The sequence below is a fragment of the Polaromonas sp. YR568 genome (genome assembly GCF_943369415.1).
Taxonomy (GTDB): Bacteria; Pseudomonadota; Gammaproteobacteria; order Burkholderiales; family Burkholderiaceae_C; genus Polaromonas.
Genome location: NZ_CALRNF020000038.1, coordinates 46,494 through 59,117 on the forward strand (window position 1 = coordinate 46,494; position 12,624 = coordinate 59,117).

Sequence of the window (12,624 nt, forward strand, 5' to 3'; positions counted from 1 at the left end):
GCCGCGCTCAGGCCTGCCAGACCCCGTAGCCTGCTTCGCGCAGGCCAATGCCCAGTTCGACTTCCATGTCGCGGGCCGCGTCGTAAGGCATGGGGTTGTACATCTCGTAAAGGCGGGGTAGCAGGCGCACACCGAAATCGCGCGCGAAGCGGTTGGACTGGATGCCGGCCTTGTGCTTGTCAAAGCGCACGTCGGGATCCAGCCCGGTCATGCCCACATAGACAAAGGGCTTGCCCAGCTGGTAGTCCGGGTTGGCGCGGCGAAAGCGCGCCACGTCCCACACTTCGGGGCCCAGCTCGATCACGTAGACGCTGTAATGGTGGCCGCGTTGCCTGCTTGCCATGGCTGTTCCTTTACCGCGACTGGCGCAGCGGCGCAATCGCAGGTGCCGGCCGGTGCGTGTGGGGAGGCGCTATTGAAACCATAGCTGATTGTGCCCGAGCCCGCCAATACAATGAAGGCCTTGCGGTGTCCCCCTTGAGCCGTCCACTGGAATCCGCCGCATGCCTTCTGTCTTGAGTCCTCCCTGCCAGTTCGACCTCCGCCTGGCGCTCGCATGACGCCCTTTCCAAGCCTGCCCGCCGTCGCGCCCGACGGGGCCGATGCAGCGGCAGGAAGTGTTCCGGCGCAGCGTTGCCTCAAGCCATTTGTACGCGATGACGGCATGGCCCGCTCGCTGCATTTCACGATGGGCGAGCTGCAAAGCCGTATGAACCTGCTCAGTCCCTGGCAGCTGGACGTGGACTACACCCGCACCATGATGGGCTTTCTGCTTTTCAAGCCCGCGCCGGCCCGTATGGCCATGGTGGGGCTGGGCGGCGGCTCATTGGCCAAGTTTTGTTATCGCCAGTTGCCGGGCTGCCTGATCTCGGTGGTGGAAATCAACCCGCACGTGATTGCGTTGCGCAGTGACTTCCAGGTGCCCGATGACGACGCGCGCTTTCGGGTGATTGAGGGCGACGGCGCGGCGTTTGTGGCCACGCATGCGGGGGCTTTCGACACCTTGCTGGTCGACGGCTTTGACCATGAGGGCCAGCCCGCCCAGCTCTGCTCGCAAAACTTTTATGACGACTGCTTCGCGGCGCTCGCGCCCGGCGGCATCCTGGCCGTCAACCTGCATTACGACGACCCGGACTACGCGGTGTGGGTCGGGCGCATCCAGCGCAGTTTTGGCGGCAATGTGGTGGAGATCTGCGCGCTGGAAAAAAGCAACTGCATTGTGTTTGCCTCACGCGGTGCGGCAATTTCGCCGCGCCGCATCAATCAGGCCGCCGGCCTTCGCGGCCTGGATCACGATGCGCGCCTGCAGCTCAGGCCGGAGTTCGCGCGCATCGTCTGGGGCATGAAGGACCTGGAAGGCGCGCAAGACCTGTAAGCGGCCGGGTGCTTTCAGCCTGAAACGACGGCGCCTGCGTCCTGCTGCGTGCCGGCATTGCCGTCGGTGCTTTCCGGCGCCTGTGTCTGTATTTGCGACTGCGACTGTGACTGAGCCTGCGGGGCATTTTGTTCAGGCTGCAGCCAGCTGCGCGAACTCACCAGCAGATGGATGAAGTGCAGCTTGCCCACCGCATCGCGCGGCAAGACAAAGGGATAGAAGTCGGGCTGGCCCATGCTGCGCGACATCTCGTTGAGCATGGTGGTCAGGCGGGTCCAGTGGTTGAGGAAGGCCAGGAATTGCTCGGCTTCCGGGTGGTCCGGCTCGTGCAGCGCGTCCAGCGTGAAGGGCGTGAATTCGAGGTCGAAACGGTCCACGCTCAGCCCGAAGCTCAGCGCGGTGTCTATCGCGTCGCGCATGTGCAGGTAGTGCGCCCAGCACTCGGCCCAGTCTTCCCACGGATGGGTGCTGGCGTAGGCGCTCACGAAGTGCAGCGGCCAGTCCGCGGGCGGGCCTTCTTCGTAGTTGCGCTGCAGGCTGGCCTTGTAGTCAAGGGTCTCGTCGCCGAAGAGTTGGTGAAAACCGTCCAGCCATGGCGTGCCGGCGACCAGACGGTCCCAGTAGTAGTGGCCCACCTCGTGGCGGAAATGCCCGAGCAGCGTGCGGTAGGGCTCGCGCATGGCCTTGCGCACCGCTTCGCGCTTGGCGTCGTCGGCCTCATCCACGTTGAGCGTGATCAGGCCGGTGTTGTGCCCGGTCATGATGTGCGGGCCGTTGACCGGCGAGCGCAGGAAGTCGAACATCATGCCGCGTTGCGGGTCCTCACTCATGCGCGAGGCCACCGGCAGCCCGAGCAGGATCAGCGAGGACACCAGCCGGCGTTTTGCCAGCTCGATCAGGCCCCACAGGTAGCCGTTGTCGGGTTGCTCCGGGTTGGTCAGGTCGGGAATCGTGCGGTTCAGACGGCAGGCCCGGCACATGTCCGCCGGGTCGTGCACGGGAATCAGCCAGTTGCACGAGGCGGGGGTGGAGAGGTTGAGGCAGCGCTTGTAGGTCGGCACGCCATCGGTATCACCGCCGTTGCCGCCATCGCCTGATTCCGGTTCAGCCGACGGGACCTGCGCTGCCGACCCGGCTCCGGGCGCCGATTCCTGGCCGGGAATCTCGTCGAGCGAAGGCGGCTGCGTGTCGTCGGGTGGCGGCGCGTCCGGCGCGGCGGATGCCTGCCACTCCCGCCAGGTGCCTTCCCTCGGGCCCGGCATCAGGGGCAACAACAGGCCGTTTTCGCAGTCGTAGCCCAGCGGCGTGCCGCACGCCAAGCATTTGCTGTTGCGAAAGAACACCGGCTGTCCGCAATGGCAGCGGTAATTGCGGCCCGCCAGCAGGGGCAGGGGCGGTTCGGCGGAGTTGGTTGGCGTGGTGGAAAACAAAGGCGTGCCCGGATGAAGCCTGCGGGATGGTGCAGGATGCTCAGCAGAAAAATCAAGGGTGCAGGAACGAGGAGGCCTGGCCCCTTGCCCGAAAAATGCAGTGTCCCATGGTTGGGCTTGCGCGCCTCTGGGGGCAATACCCGTCAGCCTGTCAGCGCAGGCCGACAAAACAGCCATCGCCGCTTGCTTTTATCATCGGGTATTCACGCACTTTTGCGGCAATCCCGCCGCAGGCACTTCATCCAGAGGAAACCATGCCCACTTACCACGTCGAAATGATGGAAGGCCGGACCATCGAGCAGAAGAAAAAGCTCGTCGAAGCCATCACCCGCGTCAGCGTCGAAATCCTGGGCGGCCAGCCCGACTCGGTGGACATCCTGATCACCGACATCAAGCGCGAGAACTGGGCCACCGGCGGCAAGCTCTGGTCCGAGCCGAGGGACTGAGGCCGGACCCGCCGCATGCCCGCCTCCCTTGCCGGCCTGCAGGCCCGCCACGGTTCGCGCTACCGCTGGCTGTTGCTGCTGTCGGTCATGATAGGCACGATGGCCTCCATCATGTCGTCGACCATCGTCAACGTGGCGATTCCCGACATGAGCCACCACTTCACGCTGGGGCAGGAGCGCGCGCAATGGGTGAGTTCGGGCTTCATGGTGGCCATGACGGTTTCCATGCTGACCACGCCCTGGCTGCTGGCGCGCTACGGCTACCGCCGCACCTACGTGGGCACCATGCTGCTGCTGATGGCCGGCGGCATCGTCGGGGGCCTGGCCAACCATTTCAGCCTCGTGCTGGGCGCGCGCGTGGCCGAGGGGCTGGCGGCCGGCGTCGTGCAGCCGATTCCCGCCATCATCATCATGCGCGCCTTCGGGCCGCATGAGCAGGGGCGCGCCAGCGGTCTTTTCGGCATGGGCGTGGTGCTGGCGCCGGCCGTGGGCCCCAGCATAGGCGGCATCCTGGTCGATCTGTTCGGCTGGCGCTCCATCTTCTTCATGGTCATCCCGCTGTGCCTGGTGTCGCTGTGGATGGCCTACCGTTATGTGCCCGACACCGCGCCGGGCGGCGTGGCGGCCAACCGCGGCACGGCCATGATCGACTGGCGCGGCCTGCTGCTGGGCGCGGCCGGCACGCTGTGCCTGCTCAACGGCATGGTCGAGCTGCGCGGCGCCGGTGGCGCGCAGGCTTTGGTTTTGCTGGGCGGCGCGGCGGCCGCGCTGGCGGCCTTTGTCTGGTGGCAGCGCCGCCTGGCCGCCACGGGTGGTGCGCCGCTGATGAACCTGGCACTCTTTGGCTACCGGCCCTTCGCCATGGGCAGCATCGTGGCCTTCATCTACGGAACGGCCCTGTTCGGCTCGACTTACCTGCTGCCGGTGTATTTGCAGCTGGGTTTGAATCTCTCGGCCTCGCACGTCGGCACCATCCTGCTGCCCGCCGGGCTGGTGCTCGCGGCGACGATTGCCGGCGTGGGGCGCCTGGCCGACAAACACCCGACCTGGCTGCTCGTCAGCACCGGCCTGGCCTTGCTGGCAGCCTCGTTCGCGCTGATGCTGACCGTCAGCCTGGCGTCGGGTTTGTGGATGCTGGTGGCATGGGCCACGCTGGGCCGCATAGGCCTGGGTTTTATCCTGCCTTCGCTCAACCTCGGATCGCTGCGGCCGCTGCATGAGCATCTGCTGTCGCAGGGCGCCAGCGCCATCAACTTTTTGCGCATGCTGGGCGGCGCGATAGGCGTGAGCCTGTGCGGCATCGTGCTGGAATGGCGGCTCGCCGCCCACGGCGATTCATTGGCCAACGGCACCAGCAGCCCGGCGCGGCTGGCCGCGTTCAACGAGGCGTTTTTGATGCTGGCCGCGCTGTGTGTGCTGGCCATGGTGGCGGCGTGGCAGCTTCGTGTGCCCGTGCCCGCCGCCCCCAATGAAGAACAGAAAGCAGGCTGACCATGTGTCAACTCCTGGGCATGAACTGCAACGCCCCCACCGACGTGACTTTCAGCTTCCGCGGTTTCGCGCAGCGCGGCGGCCACACCGACCACCATGCCGACGGCTGGGGCATTGCTTTTTTCGAGGGAGATGACAGTGTGGGCGGCGCCAGCGACAAGGGTTTGCGCCACTTCGTCGACCACCAGCCCGCCTGCAGCTCCCCGGTGGCCGAACTGATCAGCCGCTACCCGATCAAAAGCCGCAACGTGATCTCGCACATCCGCAAGGCCACGCAGGGCCGCGTCGCGCTGGAAAACTGCCATCCCTTTGTGCGCGAACTGTGGGGTCGCTACTGGGTGTTCGCGCACAACGGTGACCTGAAGGATTTTTCACCGCGTCTGCACGGCAGCTTCCGGCCTGTCGGCACCACCGACAGCGAACGCGCTTTTTGCTGGATCATGCAGGAAATGGCCAAGTCGCACGCCGGCGTGCCCAGCGTGCGGGAACTGAGCATCACGCTGCGCGAGCTGGCCGCGCAGATCGCCAGCCACGGCACCTTCAATTTTTTGCTGAGCAACGGCCAGGCGCTGTGGGCGCATGCCTCCACGAATCTGTATTACGTGGAACGCAAGCACCCCTTTGCGCATGCCACGCTGAGCGACGAGGACGTCAGCGTGAATTTCGCCGAACACACCCGGCCCACCGACAGGGTGGCCGTGGTGGTCACGGCGCCGTTGACCACCAACGAGCACTGGACGGCCTTCGCGCCGGGCGAGCTCAAGGTGTTTGAGGACGGCGCGCTGGCCGCGGCATAAGTTTCAGGGTTTTGCCGCCGGGGCGGGGCAGCTTGCGGCCTGGCCATTGAGTTGCTGGTGCTCCAGTGCAAAACTCGCGCCAATCCGGCCCTCGCGCCGTTCAATCCGCACCACGTAGATGCTGTCGAAGTCGCTGCCGCGCCAATGCGGTACGGCGGATGCATCGGCGCCCAGTTGCCGCAGCAAGGCCTTCACCACGTCTTCGAGCTTTTTGTGCTCCCAGGCCACCAGCGTCAGCGCGTTCTGGTACTTGGGCGCCAGCAACTCGCGCTGCAGGCCCTCGATGTCGTCGAACCCGAAGGAGGCATTGATGGGCAGGCCCAGTTGCACGGCCGTGGGCGCGACGGTGAGCAGCGGCCGCACATAGTTGTAGGGCTGGCCGTTGTCGGGCTTCTGCTCGTGCGGGTCGGAGGCGAAAACAAAGTCCGGCTTGCCGAATTTCGCCAGCAGCACCGCCGGCAAGGCCAGCGCCCGGTTCAGGCCCTGGCAGTTGAGTTGGCCCAGCCCGGCGGCCGGTTTTTCGGCGTGGCGGATGAACACCAGGGTCTGCACGGTCGCGGCGGGTTGCGCGGGTTGGGCCCAAACCGTCCACGGCAACGCCACCAGGAATGCCGCTGCCAGCAAGCCGGCGCGGCGAAGGGGGTATTCACATACCGTTGCAGCGCGACAACGAAGTGCGGCCCAAAGATGACGCAGGGATACCGGTAGCAAGGGGAAATGCGTGTGTGATGTAATAATAATCATTCTCATTTAAAAACACCTCCAGTCCAACATGTCCTCATCGCGTTTTCTCCTCACCCCCATCGCAGCCGCCGCCACCCTGGCCCTCTGGCTGCCGCTGGTCCATGCGCAAACCGCCCCCGCGACCGAGGCAAGTCCACCCACATTGTCTACCGTGACGGTCAACGCCAGCGCCGACGCTTCGGCCGAAGGCCTGACCAGGCCCTTTGCCGGCGGCCAGGTTGCGCGCGGCGGGCGCGTCGGGATCCTGGGCAACCAGGACATCATGGAAACGCCGTTTTCCAGCACCAGCTACACCAACGAGCTGATCCAGGACCAGCAGGCCAAAAGCGTCGCCGATGTGTTGCTGAACGACCCGTCGGTGCGCACCGCCCGCGGCTTCGGCAATTTCCAGGAGCTCTACATGGTGCGCGGCTTTCCCGTGTATTCCGATGACGTGGCCTACAACGGCTTGTACGGCATGCTGCCGCGCCAGTACATCGCCGCCGAATTCCTCGAGCGCGTGGAAGTCTTTCGCGGCGCCAACAGTTTCCTCAACGGCGCGGCGCCGGGCGGCAGCGGCATAGGCGGCAGCATCAACCTGCTGCCCAAGCGCGCGCCCAACGAGCCGCTGACCCGTGCAGGCCTGAGCTACCAGAGCGGCGGGCAGGCTTCCGTCTCGACCGACATCGCGCGCCGCTTCGGCCCCGACCAGGCCACGGGCCTGCGCCTGAACGCGGTGCAGCGCGACGGCGGCACCGGCGTCGACAATGAAAAAATGAAGCTCACGGCCGTCGGCATCGGCCTGGACTGGCGCAGCAGCAACGTGCGCGTCTCGGCCGACATCGGCCACCAGGACTACACGCTGACCGCCGGCCGCCCGAACGTGACGCCGTCGGCCACGCTGCCGATTCCCGCCGCGCCGGATGCGAAAAGCAATTTCGCCCAGCCCTGGACATTTGCCAAGGAGCGCGACACCTTCGCCACCGTGCGCGCCGAAGTCGACTTCAACAGCGCCATCACCGGTTGGGTCGCCGGCGGCCTGCGCAACAGCTGGGAAGGCAACGACCTGGCCAACCCGACCATCACCAATGCCGCGGGCGCCACGACCGCCACGCGCTTCAGCAACACGCGTGAAGACAAGATCGCCACGCTGGAAGCAGGCCTGCGCGCGAAGTTCGCCACGGGGAGCGTCGGCCACACCGTGGTCGCCTCCGCCACGACCTACAAGAACGATCGCAACAACGCCTTCGCGTTTTCCGCGGCAAGTGTCGTCAGCAATATCTACACGCCGCTGGCGTCGGCCTTCCCGGTGGCGAACAGCACCGCGGCCGGTTTTGTCGGCAACAACCTGGCCAGCCCCGCGCTGCAGTCAAAGACCGACACCTCCAGCGTCGCGATCGCCGACACGCTCTCGTTCGCCAAGGACACCGTGCTGCTCACGCTGGGCGCGCGCAACCAGACCATCAAGCAGCAGACCTTTGCCTACAACACCGGCGTCGCCGCCGCGCCCATCGAAAGCAGCCGCACCACGCCGGTCGCCGGCATCGTGTTCAAGGTCAACAGCAATTTGTCGGTCTACGGCAACTACATCGAAGGCCTGGTGCCGGGCAAGATCGCCCCGGCTACCGTCACCATCGGTGGTGTCGTGACGCCGGTCACGAACGCCAATACGGTGTTCAAGCCCTTCAACGCCAAGCAGACCGAAATCGGCGCCAAGTACGACGCCGGCACCTTCGGCAGCAGCGTGGCCCTGTTTGAAACCAACCGACCGCTCGACGGCACGGTGGGCACCACCTACGGCGCTTTCGGCGAACAGCGCAACCAGGGCCTGGAGTTCTCGATTTACGGCGAGCCGGTGCGCGGCTTGCGCCTGCTCGGCGGCCTGACGCTGCTCGATGCCAAACAAAGCAAGACGCTGACCGGCGCCACCGACGGCAAGGACGCCATCGGCGTGCCGCGCGAGCAACTCAACATCGGCGCCGAATGGGACGTGACCGTCGTGCGCGGCCTGGCGCTCAATGCGCGCGTGATCCACACCGGCAAGCAGTACGCCAACGCGGCCAACACCCAGCAACTGCCGGCCTGGACCCGCCTGGACGTGGGCGGGCGCTACATCATGGACATCGGCAGCGGCCGCGTCCTCACGCTGCGTGGGCGCGTCGACAACCTGCTCAACAAGTCCTACTGGGCCTCGGCCGGCGGCGCGTCGCCGAGCGACAACTACCTGGTCATGGGCGCGCCGCGCGCCTTCGTCGTGAGCGGCAGCATCGACTTCTGAGGACTGCCCCCATGCGAACCCTCTGGACAGTCCTTCATCGCTGGATGGGGCTGTCCACCGCGCTGTTCCTCATCGTCTCGGGCCTGACAGGCGCCGTCATCTCGTGGGACCACGAGATCGACGGCTGGCTGAACAGCAAGCTCTACGACACCGAGGCGCGCGGCCCCTTCCGCAACCCCTTCGAGCTGGCCGCCGCCGTCGAGGCCCACGACCCGCGCGCGCGGGTTGCTTACCTTCCGCTGGGCTTCGAGGAAGGCCATGCCGCGGGTTACTTCGTGCAGCCGCGCAAGGACCCGGCCACCGGCCGGCCCTACAAGCTGGGCTACAACCAGGTCTTCGTCGACCCGGTCACGGCCCAGGTGCGTGGCCAGCGCGACTCCACCGCGGTCTCGTTCAAACCCGAAACGTTGATGCCCTTTTTGCGCAAGCTGCACTACACGCTGCACGTGCCGGCGATGTGGGGCAGCGACCGCGTCGGCCAATGGATCATGGGCGGCATCGCGCTGGTGTGGCTGCTCGACAGTTTTATCGGCTTCTACCTCTCCATGCCGCGCCGCCTGCGCAAGCGCACCGGTGCCGACACAGTGCCGCACCGCGACCCGGCCGGCTGGTGGTCGCGCTGGAAGCCCTCGTGGCTGCTGCGCTGGAAAGCCGGGGGCTACAAGCTCAACTTCGACCTGCACCGCGCCGGTGGGCTGTGGGTATGGGGCCTGATCATCGTGGTGGCCTTCACCTCGTTTTCGATCAACCTGAACCGCGAAATCTTCTTCCCGCTGCTTTCCATGGTCTCCAAGACCACGCCCGGTCCCTCAACGCTGGTGCCGCTGGCGCCTCTGGACGAGCGCATCGAGCCGAAGATCGGCTTTGTTGAAATCGTCGCCATCGCCGAGGCCGAAGCCAAGCGCCGCGGCTGGACCACGCCACTGGGCGGCGCCTTCTACAACCAGCGCGGCGGTTTCTACAACATATCGTTTTTCAACCATGCCGAGCATGACGACAGCGATGGCATGGACTTGTCCAACCTCTACCTGAGCGCGGAGGACGGCCGCCTGATCAGCAGCAACCAGCCCTGGCACGGCACTGCGGCCGACGTGTTCGCGCAGCTGCAGCTCCCGCTGCACGGCGGGCGCATCCTGGGCCTGCCGGGCCGCATCATGATGTCGCTGATGGGAGTCGTGGTGGTGATGCTGTCGGTGACCGGCATCGTGATCTGGTGGCGCAAGCGGCGCTCGCGCATGCTCGCGGCCCGCCGCGAGGCGCAGGCGGGTCCTGTTGAGGCGGCGAGCCCTCTCAGCCTTTCAGCGCAGCCTCCAGCGCATCGATGAACATGGCGGCCACGTCAAAGCCGGCCTGGTCATGGATTTCCTGGAAGCAGGTCGGGCTGGTGACGTTGATCTCGGTCACGTAGTCGCCGATCACGTCGACGCCGGCCAGCAGCAGGCCGCGCGCGGCCAGCACCGGGCCCAGCGCCTCGGCGATTTCAAAGTCGCGCTTGGACAGCGGCTGCGCCACGCCCAGGCCGCCGGCCGCCAGGTTGCCGCGCACCTCGCTGCCCTGAGGGATGCGCGCCAGGCTGAAAGGCACGGGCTTGCCGCCTATGACCAGCACGCGCTTGTCGCCCTTGGCGATCTCGGGCAGGAACTTCTGCACCATCACGCTTTGCGCGCCGCCCTGGTTCAGCGTCTCGGTGATGCTCCCGAGGTTCAGGCCGTCTTCCTTGACGCGGAAGATGCCCATGCCGCCCATGCCGTCCAGCGGCTTGAGGATGATGTCCTTGTGCTCGGCATGAAAGCGCTTGATGTCGGCCGCGCTGCGCGTCACCAGCGTCGGGCCGCTGAATTGCGCGAACTCCAGGATGGCGAGTTTTTCCGGGTGGTCGCGCAGGGCGCGCGGTTTGTTGAAGACTTTGGCGCCTTCGCGCTCGGCCTGCTCCAGCAGGTGCGTGCTGTAGAAGTATTCGCTGTCAAAGGGCGGGTCCTTGCGCATGATGACCGCGTCAAAACCGGCGACCGCTTCACGCGCGTCGGGGCGGGCCGCATCCGCCGTGAACCAGGTCTCCGCGTCTCCCGTCAGCGTGATGTGGCGCACCTGGGCCGTGACTTTCGCGCCGGTCTCCCAGTTCATGTCCGCCGGCTCGCAGGCGCTGATGCGGTGGCCGCGCCTTTGCGCCTCGCGCATCATCGCGAAGGTGGTGTCCTTGTAGATCTTGAAGGACTCAAGCGGATCGGCGACAAAAAGAATGTTCATGGTTTGGAAGGGGTTCGGGGATCGGGGGGCGCTGTGGATGCGGCTTCGCGGCGCTGCTGGCCGTATTGTTGTACAAATAGCGCCAGGGCGCCCGCGACCACACCCCAAAAGGCCGATCCCACACCGGCTATTACCACGCCCGACAGGGTGACGAGAAACGTGATAAGCGCCGCCTCGCGGTGCGACTCGTCCTTCACCGCGGCCGCCAGCCCGCTGCCAATGGTGCCCAGTAGCGCCAGCCCTGCGATCGCCACCACCAGCTCTTTGGGGAAGGCCGTCAGCACGCCGGTGATGGCCGCGCCGAAGATGCCGATCACGACGTAGATCGCGCCGCAGCAGACCGCCGCCGTGTAGCGCTTGGCCGGGTCTTCATGCGCCTCCTTGCCCATGCAGATCGCGGCGGTGATGGCGCTCAGGTTGAGCGCGAAGGCGCCGAAAGGTGCCAGCACCAGCGTGGCAAGGCCGCTCAGCGTGATGATTTTCGACACCGGGATGCCGCCATCGGCGCTGTCCGGCCCATAGCCGGCCGCGTAAATGGCCGCCACGCCCGGCAGGTTCTGCGAAGCCATGGTCACCACAAACAGCGGAATCGCCAGGCTCACGATGGCCGGGAACGTGAACTTCGGCATGATGAAGACCGGCATCGCGAAAGAGAAGTTCACCTCGGACCAGGCGAGTTGCCCGCGCACGGCGACAAAAATAATCGCCCCGGCCAGCGTCAGCACCACGGCATAACGCGGCAGCAGGCGCTTGCCCAGCAAATAGATCGCCAGCATCAACAGCACCAGCAGCAAGGCCGTCTGCGCCGCCGCGAAAGCCTGGATACCGAAGCGCGCCAGCACGCCGGCCAGCAGCGCCGAGGCAATCGCCACGGGGATGCGGTTCATGACTTTTTCAAACCAGCCGGTGATGCCGAACAGCGTGATCAGCGCGGCACTGACCATGAAAGCCGCGACCGCTTCCCCCATCGAAAAGCCGCCGGCCAGCCCGGCCGTGGCCAGCACCGCCGCGCCCGGCGTGGACCAGGCCACCATCACCGGTTTCCTGAGCCACAGCGAAGGAATGGCCGAGCACAGCCCCATGCCGATTCCCAGCGCCCACATCCACGAGGCGATTTCGGCCGGTGTGGCATGAAAGGCCAGCGCGGCCTGGAAGACGATGGCGACCGAGCTGGTGAAGCCGACCAGCACAGCCACAAAGCCGGCGGTGAAGGCGGCGAGGTTGAGGTCTTTGAAGAATTGCATTTGGGGATTTTGGCAGGGATAAGGGTGGGTTGGCCGGGTCTTGCTCCGGCGGTGCGCCTGCTCTGTGTTCTTTGCTGAGGCTTGCTGGCCGGGTCTCGCCCCGGCGGGCGACTTACTTTCTTTTGCTTCGCCAAAAGAACGTAAGCAAAGAAAAGGCGACCCTGGTTGCTGCGTCCCCTGCGCTTCGCTCCGGGGCAACCTGCGGTGCTCGGTCCAGCCGGGGTCAAAATCAACTCGCCTGCGGCTCAAACAAGTTTTTGCCCTGATCCGTCTGGCCCTGCGCTCCTCGGCGCATCCACAAGGGGTGGGAGCGGGGAGGGGGGATACCAAACAACCGAAGACAAACCCCGAATACCGAAAACCACAAGGACACGCCATGGCATGTCCTTGTGGTTTTCGGTATTGATTTTTTTTGTCTTCTGTCCCCGCTCCCGCTCCCGATTGCCCCTTGTGGATGCGCCGAGGAGCGCAGAGACAAGCGGATCAGGGCTGGCGTTGTCTGAGGTTCTATGGTTCGCGTCAAGCCATCGCGCGGGCAATCAGGGCTTCATCGAACGGTTTGCCGCTCTTCCACACCGCAAACGCCACCCGCA

11 protein-coding genes are annotated in these 12,624 nt (G+C 65.7%); 6 read left to right on the forward strand and 5 right to left on the reverse strand.

The features are described from left to right. Positions 1–7: 7 nt before the first annotated feature. Positions 8–343: a hypothetical protein gene (locus ACLV74_RS21035; RefSeq protein WP_411881366.1), complete on the reverse strand. Its 336-nt coding sequence runs from the start codon at positions 341–343 to the stop codon at positions 8–10. A 213-nt stretch (positions 344–556) separates the two neighbouring features. Here ACLV74_RS21035 and ACLV74_RS21040 point away from each other — a divergent pair, with 213 nt between their 5' ends. Next, complete coding sequence (locus ACLV74_RS21040; RefSeq protein WP_411881367.1) at positions 557–1,375, forward strand: transferase; 819 nt, start codon at positions 557–559, stop codon at positions 1,373–1,375. A 14-nt stretch (positions 1,376–1,389) separates the two neighbouring features. On the opposite strand, the gene ACLV74_RS21045 is transcribed toward ACLV74_RS21040, so the two are convergent. Continuing rightward, on the reverse strand, positions 1,390–2,805 hold the full coding sequence (locus ACLV74_RS21045) for a putative zinc-binding metallopeptidase (RefSeq protein WP_411881368.1): 1,416 nt from the start codon (positions 2,803–2,805) through the stop codon (positions 1,390–1,392). 254 nt (positions 2,806–3,059) lie between these two features. Between ACLV74_RS21045 and ACLV74_RS21050 the strand changes: the two genes are divergently transcribed. From ACLV74_RS21050 to ACLV74_RS21060, 3 genes are read left to right on the forward strand one after another with little or no spacing between them, the layout of a single operon-like run. Beyond that, on the forward strand, positions 3,060–3,251 hold the full coding sequence (locus ACLV74_RS21050) for a 4-oxalocrotonate tautomerase (protein WP_411881369.1): 192 nt from the start codon (positions 3,060–3,062) through the stop codon (positions 3,249–3,251). Positions 3,252–3,266: 15 nt separating this feature from the next. After that, the gene (locus tag ACLV74_RS21055) at positions 3,267–4,742 is read left to right on the forward strand and encodes an MFS transporter (protein ID WP_411881370.1); all 1,476 of its coding nucleotides are present in this window, start codon (positions 3,267–3,269) and stop codon (positions 4,740–4,742) included. 2 nt (positions 4,743–4,744) lie between these two features. Beyond that, positions 4,745–5,539, forward strand: coding sequence for a class II glutamine amidotransferase (locus tag ACLV74_RS21060; RefSeq protein WP_411881371.1), 795 nt, complete (start codon positions 4,745–4,747; stop codon positions 5,537–5,539). 3 nt (positions 5,540–5,542) lie between these two features. Here ACLV74_RS21060 and ACLV74_RS21065 read toward each other — a convergent pair whose 3' ends face one another. Beyond that, on the reverse strand, positions 5,543–6,163 hold the full coding sequence (locus tag ACLV74_RS21065) for a histidine phosphatase family protein (protein ID WP_411881372.1): 621 nt from the start codon (positions 6,161–6,163) through the stop codon (positions 5,543–5,545). 148 nt (positions 6,164–6,311) lie between these two features. Between ACLV74_RS21065 and ACLV74_RS21070 the strand changes: the two genes are divergently transcribed. Together ACLV74_RS21070 and ACLV74_RS21075 are read left to right on the forward strand one after the other, a co-directional pair. Next, positions 6,312–8,540 (forward strand): TonB-dependent receptor, encoded by a 2,229-nt coding sequence (locus tag ACLV74_RS21070; protein ID WP_411881373.1) that lies wholly within the window; start codon positions 6,312–6,314, stop codon positions 8,538–8,540. Between the two features lie 11 nt (positions 8,541–8,551). Continuing rightward, complete coding sequence (locus ACLV74_RS21075) at positions 8,552–9,865, forward strand: PepSY-associated TM helix domain-containing protein (RefSeq protein ID WP_411881374.1); 1,314 nt, start codon at positions 8,552–8,554, stop codon at positions 9,863–9,865. Here the strand turns inward: ACLV74_RS21075 and gshB are convergent. Both gshB and ACLV74_RS21085 read right to left on the reverse strand, forming a co-directional pair. Beyond that, positions 9,831–10,787 carry a glutathione synthase gene (gene gshB / locus ACLV74_RS21080; protein ID WP_411881375.1) on the reverse strand — a complete coding sequence of 319 codons (957 nt, stop codon included), beginning with the start codon at positions 10,785–10,787 and terminating at the stop codon, positions 9,831–9,833. The genes ACLV74_RS21075 and gshB overlap by 35 nt on opposite strands. Further along, entirely contained in the window at positions 10,784–12,031 is a 1,248-nt protein-coding gene (locus ACLV74_RS21085; protein WP_411881376.1) for a benzoate/H(+) symporter BenE family transporter, read from the reverse strand. The genes gshB and ACLV74_RS21085 overlap by 4 nt, the downstream gene beginning before the upstream one ends. Positions 12,032–12,624 lie beyond the last annotated feature (593 nt).